The sequence below is a fragment of the Actinoallomurus vinaceus genome (assembly GCF_039542055.1).
Lineage (GTDB): Bacteria > Actinomycetota > Actinomycetes > Streptosporangiales > Streptosporangiaceae > Actinoallomurus > Actinoallomurus vinaceus.
Genome location: NZ_BAABHK010000015.1, coordinates 227,421 through 243,104, shown reverse-complemented (window position 1 = coordinate 243,104; position 15,684 = coordinate 227,421). Strand labels below are relative to the sequence as shown.

The 15,684-nt window shown below is 71.8% G+C and carries 16 protein-coding genes; 6 read left to right on the top strand and 10 right to left on the bottom strand.

The features are described from left to right. Nucleotides 1–145 precede the first annotated feature (145 nt). The 8 genes from ABEA24_RS40230 to pgsA form a co-directional block, all read right to left on the bottom strand. Nucleotides 146–1,336, bottom strand: coding sequence for a helix-turn-helix domain-containing protein (locus ABEA24_RS40230; RefSeq protein ID WP_345438484.1), 1,191 nt, complete (start codon nucleotides 1,334–1,336; stop codon nucleotides 146–148). A 135-nt stretch (nucleotides 1,337–1,471) separates the two neighbouring features. Further along, complete coding sequence (locus tag ABEA24_RS40225; RefSeq protein WP_345438482.1) at nucleotides 1,472–2,116, bottom strand: DUF6928 family protein; 645 nt, start codon at nucleotides 2,114–2,116, stop codon at nucleotides 1,472–1,474. 167 nt (nucleotides 2,117–2,283) lie between these two features. Then, nucleotides 2,284–3,201, bottom strand: coding sequence for a pyridoxal 5'-phosphate synthase lyase subunit PdxS (gene pdxS / locus ABEA24_RS40220; protein ID WP_345438480.1), 918 nt, complete (start codon nucleotides 3,199–3,201; stop codon nucleotides 2,284–2,286). 100 nt (nucleotides 3,202–3,301) lie between these two features. Next, nucleotides 3,302–4,339: a DUF3048 domain-containing protein gene (locus tag ABEA24_RS40215; protein WP_345438478.1), complete on the bottom strand. Its 1,038-nt coding sequence runs from the start codon at nucleotides 4,337–4,339 to the stop codon at nucleotides 3,302–3,304. A gap of 108 nt (nucleotides 4,340–4,447) precedes the next feature. Then, nucleotides 4,448–5,005, bottom strand: coding sequence for a hypothetical protein (locus ABEA24_RS40210; protein WP_345438477.1), 558 nt, complete (start codon nucleotides 5,003–5,005; stop codon nucleotides 4,448–4,450). Between the two features lie 2 nt (nucleotides 5,006–5,007). Then, the gene (locus ABEA24_RS40205) at nucleotides 5,008–6,138 is read right to left on the bottom strand and encodes a glycosyltransferase family 4 protein (protein WP_345438476.1); all 1,131 of its coding nucleotides are present in this window, start codon (nucleotides 6,136–6,138) and stop codon (nucleotides 5,008–5,010) included. 47 nt (nucleotides 6,139–6,185) lie between these two features. Continuing rightward, on the bottom strand, nucleotides 6,186–7,073 hold the full coding sequence (locus ABEA24_RS40200; RefSeq protein ID WP_345438475.1) for a phosphatidylinositol mannoside acyltransferase: 888 nt from the start codon (nucleotides 7,071–7,073) through the stop codon (nucleotides 6,186–6,188). Next, nucleotides 7,070–7,684 carry a phosphatidylinositol phosphate synthase gene (gene pgsA / locus ABEA24_RS40195; RefSeq protein ID WP_345438599.1) on the bottom strand — a complete coding sequence of 205 codons (615 nt, stop codon included), beginning with the start codon at nucleotides 7,682–7,684 and terminating at the stop codon, nucleotides 7,070–7,072. The genes ABEA24_RS40200 and pgsA overlap by 4 nt, the downstream gene beginning before the upstream one ends. A 242-nt stretch (nucleotides 7,685–7,926) precedes the next feature. On the opposite strand from pgsA, the gene ABEA24_RS40190 reads away from it, so the two are divergent. The 6 genes from ABEA24_RS40190 (at nucleotide 7,927) to ABEA24_RS40165 (ending at nucleotide 13,848) form a co-directional block, all read left to right on the top strand. Beyond that, nucleotides 7,927–10,071 carry an elongation factor G-like protein EF-G2 gene (locus ABEA24_RS40190; protein WP_345438474.1) on the top strand — a complete coding sequence of 715 codons (2,145 nt, stop codon included), beginning with the start codon at nucleotides 7,927–7,929 and terminating at the stop codon, nucleotides 10,069–10,071. Nucleotides 10,072–10,192: 121 nt separating this feature from the next. Next, entirely contained in the window at nucleotides 10,193–11,020 is an 828-nt protein-coding gene (locus ABEA24_RS40185; protein WP_345438473.1) for a polysaccharide deacetylase family protein, read from the top strand. Between the two features lie 104 nt (nucleotides 11,021–11,124). Continuing rightward, complete coding sequence (locus tag ABEA24_RS40180; protein WP_345438472.1) at nucleotides 11,125–11,577, top strand: hypothetical protein; 453 nt, start codon at nucleotides 11,125–11,127, stop codon at nucleotides 11,575–11,577. After that, on the top strand, nucleotides 11,574–12,470 hold the full coding sequence (locus ABEA24_RS40175) for an HTTM domain-containing protein (RefSeq protein ID WP_345438471.1): 897 nt from the start codon (nucleotides 11,574–11,576) through the stop codon (nucleotides 12,468–12,470). The genes ABEA24_RS40180 and ABEA24_RS40175 overlap by 4 nt, the downstream gene beginning before the upstream one ends. A 5-nt stretch (nucleotides 12,471–12,475) precedes the next feature. Then, on the top strand, nucleotides 12,476–12,949 hold the full coding sequence (locus tag ABEA24_RS40170) for a hypothetical protein (RefSeq protein WP_345438470.1): 474 nt from the start codon (nucleotides 12,476–12,478) through the stop codon (nucleotides 12,947–12,949). Next, nucleotides 12,934–13,848, top strand: a complete 915-nt coding sequence (locus tag ABEA24_RS40165) for a hypothetical protein (RefSeq protein WP_345438469.1) — start codon at nucleotides 12,934–12,936, stop codon at nucleotides 13,846–13,848. Before ABEA24_RS40170 ends, ABEA24_RS40165 begins: the two co-directional genes overlap by 16 nt. Before the next feature lie 70 nt (nucleotides 13,849–13,918). Here ABEA24_RS40165 and ABEA24_RS40160 read toward each other — a convergent pair whose 3' ends face one another. Next, complete coding sequence (locus ABEA24_RS40160) at nucleotides 13,919–14,329, bottom strand: thiol-disulfide oxidoreductase DCC family protein (RefSeq protein WP_345438468.1); 411 nt, start codon at nucleotides 14,327–14,329, stop codon at nucleotides 13,919–13,921. Nucleotides 14,330–14,409: 80 nt separating this feature from the next. Beyond that, entirely contained in the window at nucleotides 14,410–15,624 is a 1,215-nt protein-coding gene (locus ABEA24_RS40155) for a hypothetical protein (protein ID WP_345438467.1), read from the bottom strand. Between the last annotated feature and the right edge of the window lie 60 nt (nucleotides 15,625–15,684).

Sequence of the window (15,684 nt, the reverse complement as noted above, 5' to 3'; positions counted from 1 at the left end):
ACAATGAGCCTAGTGCCTGTCATAACACCGGCAGCAGGCAGCGATCTTCCCCCGCCGCGCGGCCCGGCCTGATCCCCCGGCCGGACCGCGAACTCCTGCTCCTGGACCGCCGCTCCTCCTCCGGCGGCTCCCGCGCCCGCCGTTCCTACACCTCGACCGCGACGGACCGCGCCATGTGCCGCAGCTCCGGTGTCAGGTGCCCGACGTCGATCACCACGTCGGTGACGACGGAACACGCCGGCCCACCGGGCCGGAACGACCGCGCGCACAGGCTCTCGGCCGCGCGGAGCGTCTCCTCCGCGGCCCGCAGGTCCCGGATCTCCGCCTGCGCCCGTGCCACGTCGATCAGATGGCGGCCGTACGCCGTACCCGAAAGCTCGTCGGCATGCACCTCACCGGCCGATCGCAGCGCCAGCCCCGGCTCGTGCAGCGTCGCGTACGCGCGCGTCGCCTCGGTCGCGACCCGGGAGGGGCCGAACCCCACGTGATGGTCGACGCGGTCGTGCTCGAACCGGCGCGCGGCCGATCCGGCGAGTCCGAGGTACTCGGTCGCGCCCGCGCAGCGGTCCCCCGCGCAGGCCGCCGCCATGGCGGCCATCATCAGGTCGCCCCACACCGTCAGGTCGCGCAGGGCGGCCTCGCCCATCGACGGTTCGGTCCGTTCGGCGATCCACACCGCGTGGTCCTCCGACGCGCGGACCTGGCCCTCGCGGAGCAGGGTCCACGAGTAGGTGCCGTGCAGCGTCTCCCACTCCAGCTCGTCACCGCCGCCCTCCGCCGCCCGGATCGCGCGTTCGGCGGCGATCTCCGCGAGGTCGTACCTGCCGTAGTGCACGAACAGGCGGGCGGCGAGCTGATGAGCCTCGGCGAGCGGTCCGGCCGCCATAGCCCCGATCTCGCCGACCGCGAGGCGGGCCTCGCCGATCAGGCCAGGGAGGTTTCCGGCGAGACGCGACATGTTGCCGGACCGGTAGTCGCGCCAGGCCGCGTCGACGGCGGCGTCCAGCTCGGCGAGGTCGGGCGTCTCGCCGGCGTCATCGGCGTCCATGCCGGGCATCGAGTCGGCCGACACGACGGCGTCGCCGACGTTCCGCACGTCGTCGCGAGAGCCCTGCTCTTCGGGCCGCCGCTCGCCGAGCAGCCGCGAGACGCCGACGCCGAGCGCGCCGGCCAGCCTCGTGAGCGAGGTGAGGCGCGCCGTCCGGCGCCGGCCGTGTTCGAGCTTCTCGATCAGGTCGACGTCCACTCCGGAGTCGTCGGCCAGTTCGTTCCGGGTCATGGAGCGTCCATCGCGAAGCGACCTGAGCCGGTCGCCGATGTTGTCAGGCTCGGTCACTGTTCCGCACCCCCTGGTGCCGCGGCGCTGTCCCCTTGCGAAGCCGATTTCAGCCTAAGACCGAATTTCCCCGCCGGACATCCTTAAACCCGGACATCCTTCAACCCGGTCGGCACACGCAGAGCCGCTCGCGGGTCAGTTGGAGGTTCCGCCCTGCCGGGTCAGTGAACGGATCTTGAACCGCCGGAGCGACAGCTCGAGGGGCAGGAACCCGTCCGGACCGCGCTCGCTGAGGCCCCGGCCGAACAGCTGCTCGCGGGCCAGCGCCAGGCCGTACTGCTCGTAGTCGAACGGCAGGGGCACGTCGGACGCGCCCTCGTCGATCGCCTTCCAGAAGGGCTCCTCCGCCGGAAGCCGCGCGCCGAGGTCGACGACGACGCCGTCCTCCTTGGTCACGAAGACGTCCCGCTCGGGACGGTTGCGTTCGTACCAGCGGAACCAGCACCCGGACACCACGCTGTGCAGGACCAGCACGCCGCACGTGGCGCCGGGCAGCGCCGCCGCGATCTGGTCGGCGAGGGTGCGGGCCGCGTCGTCGACGTCGTACAGCCGGCGGTCGCAGACGATCAGCGCGTCGCCGTACGCTCCGACGAACAGCTCGTCCTCATAGGGCCAGAGCGCGAAGTCCAGGACCGTGTCGCCGCTCTCGACGACGGCCGAGTCCGGGTAGAGACGCCGCGCCAGGTCGGCGGCGGCGTCCGGATCCGGGATCAGGCCCTGCCGAAAGGCGTTGACCGGATCGTCAACGCTCGCGCACGCCAGCGCGATAGACCACGCCATGGGTCTCGTCCCTCCTGCGGCCACTGCACCGGTCCGCCCGCGGAAGCGCCACGCCGCCGGGCCCCCGACAGGGTAGCCCGCCCGCGCCGGGCTGGGGAGGCCCCGAGGCGACCCGGGTCCTGCCCTCCCCGCCCGGCGGACAGGCGACGTGGCGTACTCCTGGATCCCTACCAGCCGCGCCCGGCAAGGCGGTCCGACTCCGACAGCGTCGAGACGTTGATGCCCACCATCGCCTCACCGAGTCCCCGGGAGACCTTGGCGATGACATCGGGGTCGTCGTAGAAGGTGGTGGCCTTGACGATCGCCTCGGCACGCTTGGCCGGGTCGCCGGACTTGAAGATGCCCGAGCCGACGAACACGCCCTCGGCACCGAGCTGCATCATCATCGCGGCGTCCGCCGGGGTGGCGATGCCGCCCGCGGTGAACAGCACGACGGGCAGCTTGCCGGCCGTGGCGACCTCCTTGACCAGCTCGTAGGGAGCCTGCAGCTCCTTGGCCGCGACGAAGAGCTCATCCTCGGGCAGGGCGCCGAGCCGCCGGATGTCCTGCCGCAGACGGCGCATGTGCGTCGTGGCGTTGGAGACGTCCCCGGTGCCCGCCTCACCCTTGGAGCGGATCATGGCCGCGCCCTCGGTGATGCGGCGGAGCGCCTCGCCGAGGTTGGTGGCACCGCAGACGAACGGGACGGTGAACGCCCACTTGTCGATGTGGTTCTCATAGTCCGCCGGGGTCAGGACCTCGGACTCGTCGATGTAGTCGACACCGAGCGCCTGCAGGACCTGTGCCTCGACGAAGTGCCCGATGCGGGCCTTGGCCATGACGGGGATCGACACCGCGTCGATGATGCCCTCGATCATGTCCGGGTCGCTCATCCGCGAGACGCCGCCCTCGGCCCGGATGTCGGCGGGCACGCGCTCCAGAGCCATGACCGCGACCGCGCCGGCGTCTTCGGCGATCTTGGCCTGTTCCGGAGTGACGACATCCATGATCACGCCGCCCTTGAGCATCTCCGCCATTCCCCGCTTGACGCGGGCGGTGCCGGTCTCCGGAGTGGCGGTGGACTGGGCGGGAGTGGCAGTGGACACGGGCTACCTCTTCGGAGAATCGATCACGCTTGTCGCTCTCCATGGTAGTTCGAGGTAGGACGGGTTTCGCCCTCGATGTCCGCTCCCTCGGCGGGTCCGCTCAGGGGACCACGGGACGGCCGGCGTTGACGATGACGATCCACACCTGGCCGGGCGCGAAGGTCATCGGCTGCCCCGACCGGGTCGTGAAGGTCGTGCCCCGGGTCTCCGACGGGCGGGACCAGCGGGCGTCGTACGCCTTGCCGTCGCGCAGCACCGTCGCGGTCCCCGTGCCCACCGTGTGGATCAGCGGCGTGTAGTTGCCGAGGAAGTCGTGGAACGGCGACCTCGTGGTCTGAGCCCGCTGGATCACGATCGTCTGGCCGCCCAGCTGTCCGCCCTCGGCCGCGCGGTCCGGACGGCCGTCCTGGGAGGCGAGCCAGCGGTGCTCCTTCCCCGACCAGCGGAAGACGAGCGACGTCGACGGAAAGCGCGCGGTGAAGGACGTCGTCGCGGTGCCGCCGGACGGCGCGGGGCCGAAGCGGAAGCCGATGTCGCGGGCCTTGGTCGCCTGGGTCGCCTTGGCGAGCAGCCGCTGCGGCGACGCGTACAGGTTGTACGGCGCCGGGTTGGGCCCGCGCCGCGTGTACGCGCCGCCGGTGGTGTCCGGGGAGACGTCGATCAGCGAGGCCCGGGCGAGGTAGGGCTTCATCTTGCTCTGGACGCCCGAGTACGCGAACGCGGGGCGGCCGAACTGCGGCAGGATGTGCAGGTCGGAGATCCGGGCGCTGCGGACCGGCCCGACCTGCGGCGGGAGGGTCGAGGAGAAGACCGCCATGACGCGGGACAGGCCGCCTTCGACCTGCTCGACGTAGACGATGTCGGCCGACCGCAGGCCGCGCTGCGGCTTGGCCGACCGTGTGTTGTCGATCTTCACGGCCAGCACCGGGCCGTTCCGGGCGCCCGGCCGCCCGGTGAAGGGGTGGCCCGTCGCCGGGCTCGGGGAGGACGTCGCCGACGCCACCGGAGTGTCCGCGGTCCTCGGCGGGGCCGCGGTGTTGTTCTTCTCGCTGGAGCACGCGGAGAGCGCCAGGGCGCCGAGCGCGGCGGCGCTCAGGGCGGCGACGTACGGCCTGCTATGCGACTGGAGATCGGACATGAGGCGTCCTCTCCCGCTGAATCGGAAGTGTTCCTAACGGGCGAGGGTAGTCGAGCGGCGCAGGCCATGGACATCGTGGCGAATCCCCGACCGGCGGGCACTTGGCCGTCAGCCCGACCGGACGGCCTCGGCGGACGTCTCGGGCGGGGAGTCGTCGATCTCGAAGAACTCCGGGAGCGGCGCCCGGCCCGCCAGGTGCAGCGCGCGGGGCAGGAGCTTGCGCCGCGCGGCGCGGGTCGCGGTGACCGCGTTGTTGTAGAAGCTGCGGGCGTACGCCACCTTCCGTACGGCGGCGTCGAGCTCCTCGAGCAGCGCCGCGCCGTCCTCGCGGGCGGCGAGGGTGTCGCGGAAGCCCGGCTGCTCGACGACGGCCCGCAGGGCGCGGGACAGGTCGCTCTCGGCGAACTCCCGGTTGTCGGCGTCGGCGATGCGGGCCTCGTGGGCGGCGGCGGCCAGCAGCAGGCTGGTGGCCGGGTCGAGCAGGCGGGACGCGGCGAGTTCGAGGGCGACCGCCGCGCGCCGGACCAGCGCGACGTCGAGCCCGGCCCGCGCGGTCTCCAGGCGGACGTGCAGCCGGTCGATGCGGGTGGCGCGCCAGGAGACGTACACACCGAGCAGGACGACGACCGCGGACACGAGCGCGATGTTCAGCAGCGTCTCGTACATCGTCAGATCGCCGAGGTCTCGACGACGGTGGCGTCCCCGGCCACGGTCTCGTACACCCGCACGACGTCGCGGGCGACCGTCGACCAGTCGTAGGCGAGCACGGCGGTCTTGGCCTCCGCGGACAGCTGCTTGCGGCGGGCCGCGTCGTCCAGCAGCTCGGCCGCCGCGGCGGCCAGCGCCTCGGCGTCGCCGACGGGGAACAGCGCCCCGGCCCGGCCGTCGAGCAGCACGCGCCGGAAGGCCTCGATGTCGCTGGCGAGGATCGGCGCGCCGGCCGACATCGCCTCGGCGAGCACGATCCCGAAGCTCTCCCCGCCGGTGTTGGGCGCGACGAACACGTCCACGGAGTGCAGCGCGCGCACCTTGTCGGCCTCGCTGACCAGGCCGAGGATGACGACCCGGTCGCGCAGGTCCGGCGAGACCCTGGCCAGGACCTCCTCGGCGTCGCCGGGTCCGGCGAGCAGCAGCCGCAGGCGAGGACGCCGCCGCCCGAGGATCTCGAAGGCGGACAGCAGGATCGGCAGGCCCTTGCGCTGCTCGTCCATGCGGCCGAGGAAGCCGAGCGCGCCGTCGTCCCCGGGCCAGCCGGGCAGCGGCTCGGCCATGGCGTAGCGTTCGGTGGTCACGCCGTTCGGGATGAGCACGGCGTCGCCGCCGAGGTGCTCGACGAGCGTCTTGCGGGCCTTCTCCGACACCGCGATCCGCGCGGTGATCTTCTCCAGGGCGCTCTGCAGGATCGGCCCGGCCGCCGACAGCGCCCGGGACCTCTCGAACGACGCGTGGAAGGTGCCGACGATCGGCCCGTCAGCGGCCCAGCAGGCCAGCAAGCCGAGCGACGGCGCGGCCGGCTCGTGGACGTGGAGCACGTCGAACGCGCCCTCCCGGATCCAGCGGCGCACGCGGCTCGCGGACAGGAACCCGAACGCCAGCCGCGCCACCGAGCCGTTGTAGGGCACCGGGACGGCCCTGCCGGCGGGGACGACGTACCAGGGCAGCGGGGCGTCCTCGTCGGCGGGCGCGATCACCGACACCTCGTGGCCGAGGGCGAACAGCGCCTCGGCGAGGTCGCGGACGTGCTGTTGCACGCCGCCCGGAACGTCCCAGGTGTACGGGCAGACGATGCCGACCTTCACCGATCGCCCGTCCTTTCCGCCGCCTCGGCCGTCGTGCTCACCTCAGGTCACCCGAGGTCCTCGACCCAGACGCGCTGGAGCATATGCCAGTCCTCGGGGTGGGCGGCGATGCCGTCGGCGAACACGTGCGCGAGGGACTGCGTCATCGCCTGGACCTTGTCCTGCCGCTCCCCCTCGCCGGGCACGCGGATCTCCTCGTGGACGCGGACACCCCACTCGCGTCCTTCGTACCACAGGGTGACCGGCCGGAGCGCGGCGCCCGTCTCGATCGCCAGCGCGGCGGGCCCGGCGGGCATCTTCGCGGTACGGCCGAAGAACTCGACCTCGACGCCGCTCGCGGTGAGGTCGCGGTCGGCGACCAGGCAGACCAGCCGGGCCTCGCGCAGCCGCGCGGCGAGAGTGCGGAAGACGTCGCCGTCACCGCCGGTGGCGGGCAGCACCTCCATCCCGAGGCCCGCCCGGTAGGCGACGAACCGGTCGTACAGCGACTCGGGCCGCAGGCGTTCCATGACCGTCGTGAACGGAATCCCGGACAGCGCGATCCAGGCGCCCGCGTGGTCGTAGTTGCCCATGTGCGGGAGCGCCACGACGACGCCGCGTCCCTCGTCGAGGTCGCTCCGCAGGTCCTCGATCCCGGTGATGCGCATGCCCGAGTCGATGCGCTCGCGGCTCATCGCCGGCAGCCGGAACGCCTCCATCCAGTAGCGCATGTAGGAGCGCATGCCCTGGCGGCTCAGGTCGCGCAGGGCCTGCTCGGAGATCTCCGGGCCGACGACGCGGCGGAGGTTCTTCTCCAGCTGCCGTACGCCGCGGCCGTGCTTCCGCCACGTACGCTCGGCGATCAGCATGAAGATCTCGTGTGCGACCGCCTCGGGCATCCGCCGGACGGCCGCCCAGCCCAGCGCGTACGCGGCGTCCGCCGCCTCGTCCCTCACGGCTGCTCGCTGACCTCGAGCTGCTTGCGCACCGCGACGAACCGCTGGACGACGGTGATCGCGCTGGCCAGCGCGAGCAGCCACAGCCCGACCACCAGGACGTACGGGACGCCGAGCCCGTCGAGGCCGATGGCGACCAGGCTGACGATCAGCCGCTCGCCGCGCTCGGCGATGCCGACGGTGGCGCCGACGCCGATCCCCTCGGCGCGCGCCCGCGCGTACGAGACGAGCGCGCCGGACACCAGGCAGAACAGGGCGAGGCCGACGATCATCATGTCGGGATGGTCCTGCCGGGCGAACCGGAGGATCACTCCTGAGAAGATCGCCGCGTCGGACACCCGGTCCATGTTGGAGTCGAGAAAGGCGCCGAACCGGCTCGTCTTCCCCGTGACCCGGGCCACGGCGCCGTCGAACATGTCGAAGAACACGAAGATCGTGATCACGACCGTTCCCCAGAAGAACTCGCCGCGCGGGTAGAAGCCGAGCGCCCCGCCGACGACCCCGAACGTGCCGATGATGGTGATCGCGTTCGGGGTGAGACCCGTGCGGGCCAGCGCCCGGCCCACCGGCGTGATCACACGCGAGAGCGCCGGCCGCAACTGGTTGAGCATTGCCATCCTCTGATCGTGTTCAGCCGCGATTTCATCGCCCCGTGGCCCTGGCATATCCAGGCCACGCCATCCCCCCGGGCGGGCCAATCGTAGTGCGTGACGTCGGCGCAGGTGGGAACGGCTGATATCAGGCAGGCCTCAACCCGTTCCCGGTCACCCCTTGTGATATGAGGCCGCGACGGTAATGGTGGTGACCACGGGTGTGGCACCCGTCACACCCATTGTCCTTTGGAGGTGGGCACGTGGCGGACAAGACAGCTCCCCAAGCCGCCGGCAGGGCACCGGCGGTCGACCAGCCCCAGAGCGTTCGCAACATCGCGCTGGTCGGCCACTCCGGAGCGGGCAAGACGACGCTCGTCGAGGCGCTGCTCACTGCGACCGGTACGATCCAGCGTCCCGGTCGCGTCGAGGACGGCTCGACGGTCAGCGACTACGACGAGGTCGAGATTCGCCAGCAGCGCTCGGTGAACCTCTCGCTCGCCTCGTTCCTCCACGGCGGGATCAAGATCAACCTGCTCGACACCCCGGGCTACGCCGACTTCGTCGGCGACCTGCGGGCGGGCCTGCGGGCCGCCGACGCGGCCCTGTTCGTCGTCTCGGCGGTCGACGGTGTCGACGGCCTCACCCGGATGCTCTGGGAGGAGTGCGCGCTGGTCGGCATGCCGCGCGCTGTCCTCATCACCAAGATCGATCAGCAGCGCGGCGACTTCGACGAGGTCCTCACCGCCTGCCAGGACGCCTTCGGCGAGGGCGTCCTGCCCTGCTACTTCCCGTGCGAGTCCGGGCTGATCGGCCTGCTCACCGGCAAGTGCTTCGACTACTCCTCCGGCGAGCGCGCCGAGCGCGACCCGGACCCGGAGTTCCTGGATCGTCTCGCGGAGCAGCGCGGCGCCCTCATCGAGGGGATCATCCAGGAGAGCGAGGACGAGACGCTCATGGACCGCTACCTCTCCGGGGAGCAGATCGACGTCAAGGTCCTGATCGAGGACCTGGAGAAGGCGGTGGCGCGCGGCAGCTTCTACCCGGTCCTGGCCACGTCGGTCCCGCACGGGGATCACCCGGGGCCGGTGATCGGCATGCGGGAGCTGCTCGAGGTGATGACCCAGGCGTTCCCGTCGCCGCTGGAGCACGGCATCCCGGCGGTCACGAAGCTCGACGGCTCCCCGGCGCGCGACCTGACGTGCGACCCTGGCGGGCCGCTGGTGGCCGAGGTCGTCAAGACCACGTCCGACCCGTACGTCGGCCGGATCTCGCTCGTCCGGGTGTTCAGCGGGACGCTCCAGCCGGACGAGACCGTGCACGTCTCCGGGCACGGCCTGGAGGATCGCGGCCACGAGGACCACGACGTCGACGAGCGGGTCGGCGCGATCACCGCTCCGCTGGGCAAGGTCCAGCGCACGACGTCGTCCTGCATCGCCGGGGACATCTGCGCGGTCGCCAAGCTGACCCACGCCGAGACCGGTGACACCATCTCCGCGAAGGACGCCCCGCTGCTGATGGCGCCCTGGTCGATGCCGGATCCGCTGCTGCCGACGGCGATCCGCGCCAAGTCGAAGGCCGACGAGGACAAGCTGTCCCAGGCGCTGGCCCGGCTCGTGGCAGAGGACCCGACGCTGCGGCTGGAGAACAACTCCGAGACCCGCCAGCTGGTGCTGTGGAACATGGGCGAGGCCCACGCCGACGTGCTGCTGGACCGGCTGCACAGCCGGTACGGCGTCGAGGTGGAGACCGTGCCGCTGCGGGTCCCGCTGCGCGAGACGTTCGGCGGCCCCGCTCCGGGCCTCGGCCGGCACGTCAAGCAGAGCGGCGGGCACGGGCAGTACGGCATCTGCCACGTCGACGTCGAGCCGCTGCCGTCGGGCGGGGGCTTCGAGTTCGTCGACAAGATCGTCGGTGGCGTCGTTCCCCGGCAGTTCATCCCGTCGGTGGAGAAGGGCCTGCGGCAGCAGATGGAGCGCGGAGTCCTGGCCGGCTACCCGCTCGTCGACATCCGGGTAACCCTCCGTGACGGCAAGGCGCACTCGGTGGACTCCTCCGACATGGCCTTCCAGACGGCCGGGCAGCTGGCGCTCAAGGACGCCGCGGGCAAGACGCAGGTCCTGCTGCTCGAGCCCGTCGACGAGGTGTCGGTGCTCGTGGCCGACGACTACGTCGGCGCGGTGATGTCGGACCTGTCGTCGCGGCGCGGACGGGTGCTGGGCACCGAGACCGTCGCGGGCGGTCGCTCGCTGATCAAGGCGGAGGTCCCGCAGCTGGAGATCACGCGGTACGCCATCGACCTGCGGTCGATGTCGCACGGCACCGGGACGTTCAGCCGCTCGTTCCTGCGCTACGAGCCGCTGCCGTCGCACCTGGCCGAGAAGGTCGTCGCCGAGACGAAGGAGTAGCGGTCCGCGCCGTGTCGCCCGGACGCCCGGGCGACACGGCCGGGTGCTCGGACCGCAGGCGGAGAAGCGATCATCCTGCGGGATGACGCTTTGTTAACCCGCCGTTTGGGATTATCTCGGCATGGACGATACGGGGGCGGACGGAAAGGGCAGGCGTGCGCTTCTACGCGCGCTGACGGTCGGCGGGGCGAGCGCCGTCGCCGGTGTCGCCATGGGAGCGGCCATCGACTCCGCGGACGCGTCCGAGCGGATCCCCGCGTCGGCGCCGGGCACTCCGCGCGGAGCCCACTGGCGGCCCGCCGCAGGCCATGTGGACGTGATCTGGGCGGTCAACACGCAGCAGAAGCTGGTCGCGCTGACGTTCGACGACGGGCCCCTGCCGAACTACACACCGCTCGTGCACGACGCCCTCGACGACGCGAAGATCCCCGCGACGTTCTTCCTGGTGGGCAAGCGCGTCGAGCAGCACGCCGGCCTTCTGCACGGGCGGATGGACCGGCACGAGGTCGGCAACCACACGTGGGCGCACACCAACCTGTCCAACCTGAGTCTCAACACCGCCTATCGGTCGGTCAAACGCGCTCATGACATGATCGTGCGCGTGACCGGCAAGGAACCCCGCCTCCTGCGACCGCCGTGGGGCCAGCTGGGAGGCACGACCCTCCAGGTGGCCGGGCGGCTGGGCTACGACGTCGCGCTGTGGTCCCTGCTGATCACCGACCGCTCCCATCCGCACGACCCGAACGGCCTCATCGACTTCGTCGCGGACTCCGCGGTGCCCGGCTCGATCATCCTCGGCCATGACGCCGGAGGCGGCCCATCCCGGCTGACCCTCGCCCGGGCGCTCCCAGAGATGATCAAACGCCTGCGGAAAAAGGGATTCGAGTTCGTCACGGTCTCGCAACTCCTCGCCGCCCAGGCGTCGCCCACGGCGCGCGGGACCGCATGAGCGGATAGGCCCGCCTGCGGCGAGCCCGCTGGAGAACCGCGGAACACAACAGGAAAATGGCGACGATCAGAACGATGAAGTCACCTGGGCCAGGAGGGCGCACCATGTCCGCCCAGGCGACCCGGCTTTCCCGGCCCGGACGGTTCTGGCGATCCCTCAGCGCGGCGGGTGTCATCGCGCTGCTGCTGATCGCCAGCGCGTACGGGGACGACGACGACTTTCCGGTCGGGCCCATGGTGCAGTTCGCCTTCTCCGTCCCGCCGGCGGGTGAGATCCGCTCGCACTGGCTGGAGGCCGACACGACGACCGGTGCCCACATCAAGCTGTCGATGTCCGCACTCGGCGCCGGTCTCAAGCGCGCGGAGGTCGAAGGGCAGATGGGCCGGTTCGTCCGCGACCCGTCGCTGCTTCAGGGCATCGCCGACGCCCAGCGGCGACTGCACCCCGGGCAGCCGGCGTTCTCGAGGCTCTACGTGATCATGAAGGTGACCAAGTTGGACCACGGCCGGCCCGCGGGCGACACCGTACAGACGGTCGTCACCTGGGACGTCCGGTGAGCGAGACCGCAGGCACGGCCGCCACTCCCTGGGGACGCTGGTGGTACGCACCCGTGCCGACGGCTCGCATCGCCGCCATCCGGGCGCTCGTCTACCTGTTCGTGCCGATCGACGTGCTGTTCCTGACCGACAGCGCCGTCGTCCACGCGTACCTGCCCGCGGACCTCTACCAGCCGGTGCTCCTGGCCAGGCTCCTGCACATTCCGGCACCGGTGCCCTGGGCGATGGAGACGCTGCGCGTCGTCCTCATCGTCGGCAGCCTGATCGCGGCCACCGGCCGCCTTCCGCGGCTCGCCGGCGGCGTCGTCGCCGTGGGCTACCTGCCGTGGGTCCTGATCAGCATGTCCTACGGCAAGGTCGACCACGATCACCTCGCCCTGGTGGTGGCACTCGTCGTCCTCCCCACCGCGGGCCGGGCGCGGTTCCGCGACGCCGACCGGTCCGAGGCCGCCGGATGGACGATCCAGTTCATCCGGATCGCGGTCGTCTCGGCGTACTTCCTGTCCGCGTGGGCCAAGATGCGGTGGGGCGGCTGGGGCTGGGCCAACGGCGAGACCCTCGAATGGGCGCTGGTCCGGCGCGGCACGCCGATCGGCCGGGCGATCGCCGACCAGCGGTGGCTCCTGCACGCGAGCCAGTGGGTCACGCTGGTCGCCGAGTTCGCCTCCCCGCTGCTCCTGTTCACGCGAGGCCGGCTGCAGCTGGCCGGCATCGCGTTCTTCCTCGGGTTCCACGTGACGACCTACGTCCTGATGTCGATCCACTTCATGCCACAGGTGATCTGCCTCGTGGCGGTGTTCACGCCGTGGGAACGACTGATCGAGGCGGCGCGGAGCCGTACCGTGTCCCCTGAGCCGGTCACACCGGTCCCCTCCTCCGATTCGGCGACCTGACACCCATGAACACACCCCCGGATCCGCCGGTGACATGGCACGAACGCCTGCGCCCCGGCTCACGCGCCGCCCGCCTCCTGGTCACCGCGGCCGCCGTGACGCTGCTGCTGACCGGCACCGCCTTCGGCGACGATGACGCCTTCCCCTTCGGGCCGTTCCGGATGTACTCGACGAGCACGCCGCCCAACGGCGACGTCCACGTCCTCGCGCTCGCCGCCCGGCTGCCGGACGGCACCTGGAAACCGGCGCAGCTGGACGCGGGCGTCGTGGGCATCACGCGGGCCGAGGCCGAGGGACAGGCTCCACGCTTCCAGGCCCATCCGGAGCTGCTGCGCCCGCTCGTCGAGGCGCACGACCGCCTGCGGCCCCGCGAACCGCGCTGGACCGGCGTCCGGCTGATCCAGCAGTACTACATGCTCCGGCACCGCCTGTACGTCGGCAAGCGGGAGTTCACGATCGCCGAATGGACCCGCTCATGACCGTCCAGCAGGCCGGCAAGGGGGCGGCGAACGCCTTCCTGCGCTGGTGGTTCAGTCCCGTCCCGAAGGCCCGCATCGCGGTGTTCCGTACGGCGGCCTACCTGTTCATCCCGCTCGACGTGCTCGTACTGCGCCCGGTCAGCAGCGCGCACGCCTCGGCGACGTCGCTGTACCAGCCGCTGATCGTCGGCAGGCTGCTGCACCTGCCGCACCCGACGGCGGCGCTCATCGAGGTGCTCCGGTGGGCGCTGCTGGTCCTGTCGGTGGCGGCGGCGACCGGCCGGCTGCCCCGGCTGCTCGGCGTGACGGTGGCGCTGCTGTACTTCGAGTGGATCGTCATCGCCTTCTCCTTCGGGAAGGTGGACCACGACCGGTTCGCCTATCTGGTCGCCCTCGCCGTGCTGCCCACCGTCGGCAAGGCGGCGTTCCGGGACCGTACGCCGTCGGAGGCGGCCGGCTGGGCGATGCGCTGCGTCCAGCTCGGGGTGGTGGCGACCTACTTCCTCGCCGCGTGGGCCAAGGTGCGGTTCGGCGGCTGGGAGTGGGTGAACAGCGCGACGCTCGTCCGCGCCGTGCTGCGGCGCGGGACGTTCATCGCCGATCCGCTCCTGCACCACGCCGAGCTGCTGCACTGGGCGCAGTGGGGCATCATGGCGTTCGAGCTGGGCTCACCGCTGATCCTCTTCGTCAAGCCCCGGCACCAGTACCTGATGGTCGTGGGCTTCGTGCTGTTCCACCTGTCGGTGCTCGCCACCATCACGATCATGTTCTGGCCGCACGTGCTCTGCCTGATCTTCTGCTTCCTGCCCACCGAGCGGCTGGTGCGCGGCGGCGGGCGCGTCGCGGCGCCGGACGGGCGGACGAAGTCGCCCGACGCCGCCGCCGTGTCCTCCGGATAGGCCCGCGAACGGGCGAGCGCGGCGACGGCCGCGATGCCCGGCGCGCTCGGCGGCCGGGATCAGCCAGACGTCACCCGGCCGCGCCGGGCCGCTCGGCCACGGGCAGCGCGCATGCGGGGGTGCCACCGGGCAGCCGGTGCCGGTTGTTGGCGATGAGGCGGTACATCCCGTGCGCGATCCACCGGAACGGCGGGACCCTCGTGATGAGGCCCAGCGGCCGCCAGAACCCTCCGGCGTCGATCAGCAGCTTGGCCACCGCCTGCGCCCCACCGTAGATCCGCCCGTCCTCGACCCACAGCAGTTCGTACTCGGCGCGTTCGGCGGTCGTGCCGAGCGCGGCCAGGTCCGCGAACTGGAACGCGACGACGTCGGCGTCAGCGGGGACCCGCAGGCGCCGACCCACGGCCCTGTCCCCTATCAGGCGGACGGCCTTCGTGCAGATCCCGCAGTCCCCGTCGTACACAAGAGTCGCTCGCTTCATGATCCCATCCTCCCGCATGGCACAACCGCGCCCGCGCCCGAGTGCTTCCCGTATGGGGTGAAGATCACGGGCGAGGTCCGTCACCAGGCGAGGTCGTAGGTGTCCTCGGCCCCTCGGGGGACGGGGATCGCGTGGAAGCGCCCGTCGTCGATACGGCCGTATCCGCCCAGGTCCGACGGCGCACTGGCAAGGCTCGCGTCGTGGTAGAGCAGATGACGCCCGGAGGTGTCGCTTCGCAGGGCGACGCCGGGGCCCAGGCCGGGCACGGCGGAGATCGCCTCGTTGTCGGACCCCTCGCGGTGCAGCATCCGGAGCACGCGCCCGTCGGCGAGGGAGACCTGACAGACCGCCAGCGCACCGCCCGCCCGGGAGTACTCCGCCACCACGGCCACCCGTGTCCCGTCGCCGTTGATCACGGCCGCCCAGATGTTCGTGAGCTCCCGGGACCGGCGCAGCAGGACCTTGGCGGCGCCCAGATCCGTGGACCGCTTCGATCCGATGTCCAGGAGCCGGACGACGCCGTTCCTCGACGGCAGGACCGGACCGTCCGCCGGTGTGTGGACCGGCTCGCGGAGCAGGAAGGCGACCTGGCGGGCGTCGGACGTCCACGAGAGGCTGGAGACGATGCTCTCCCGCGAGTCCGTCCACTCGCGCTGCGCGCCGGTCACCGTGTCGGCCACGCCGAGCTTGTAGTACGTCCGGTCCGCGGGACCACCGCAGCGACGCACCGCGTACGCGACCTTGGTGCCGTCCGGTGAGGCGGCCAGTCCTCCGGGCGCCCCCTCCCTGCCCGCCGTCGCCCCCTGGATGCGCGCTCCGAGCGCGGAGAAGGCCGTGATCCTCCCCTTGCCGGACACCTTCATGCGGTAGACCCACAGGGTGTCGCAGGCCGTCCGGCGGGCCGGCGCCGCCATGACGAAGAACACCCTGTTCGCGGCGGCGGCGACGTACTGGAAGGCCAGACCGCGTGACGCGGCTCTCGTGTCGTACACCCGGCCGCTCTTCGGGTCGCGGACCTCCACGCGCGACTCGCCCGCCGAAGACCTCCCGAATCCCGTCGTCGCCACGACGAACGCCGGGGCTCTCCCCGTGGCCGGCGGCCCCGAGAGCGCGGTCCGGCCGACCAACGCCGTCAAGGCGACCGAGACGGCCACCGCCGACGCGGCGATCACCGGCATCAGCCAGCGCAGTCGCCTGCCGCGCGCCGGGAGGGTCAACCGGCGCGCCGACCCGGACCGCGCCGTGCGGGCCTCTTCGGCGAACGCGTCCCGGAGACGCGGTTCGGTCGCCGCCATGCGTCCTCCCCCAGTTCGTCGGCGAGCGCGGTGAGCGCCCGGGAGGCGGTCGACTTCACG

Excerpts from the sequence above, each read along its gene's own strand:
- ABEA24_RS40225 (WP_345438482.1), bottom strand. The coding sequence starts at position 2,116 with ATGGCGTGGTCTATCGCGCTGGCGTGCGCGAGCGTTGACGATCCGGTC.
- ABEA24_RS40215 (WP_345438478.1), bottom strand. The coding sequence starts at position 4,339 with ATGTCCGATCTCCAGTCGCATAGCAGGCCGTACGTCGCCGCCCTGAGC.
- ABEA24_RS40160 (WP_345438468.1), bottom strand. The coding sequence starts at position 14,329 with ATGAAGCGAGCGACTCTTGTGTACGACGGGGACTGCGGGATCTGCACG.
- ABEA24_RS40185 (WP_345438473.1), top strand. The coding sequence starts at position 10,193 with ATGGACGATACGGGGGCGGACGGAAAGGGCAGGCGTGCGCTTCTACGC.
- ABEA24_RS40155 (WP_345438467.1), bottom strand. The coding sequence starts at position 15,624 with ATGGCGGCGACCGAACCGCGTCTCCGGGACGCGTTCGCCGAAGAGGCC.
- ABEA24_RS40210 (WP_345438477.1), bottom strand. The coding sequence starts at position 5,005 with ATGTACGAGACGCTGCTGAACATCGCGCTCGTGTCCGCGGTCGTCGTC.
- ABEA24_RS40170 (WP_345438470.1), top strand. The coding sequence starts at position 12,476 with ATGAACACACCCCCGGATCCGCCGGTGACATGGCACGAACGCCTGCGC.
- ABEA24_RS40180 (WP_345438472.1), top strand. The coding sequence starts at position 11,125 with ATGTCCGCCCAGGCGACCCGGCTTTCCCGGCCCGGACGGTTCTGGCGA.
- pgsA (WP_345438599.1), bottom strand. The coding sequence starts at position 7,684 with ATGCTCAACCAGTTGCGGCCGGCGCTCTCGCGTGTGATCACGCCGGTG.
- ABEA24_RS40165 (WP_345438469.1), top strand. The coding sequence starts at position 12,934 with ATGGACCCGCTCATGACCGTCCAGCAGGCCGGCAAGGGGGCGGCGAAC.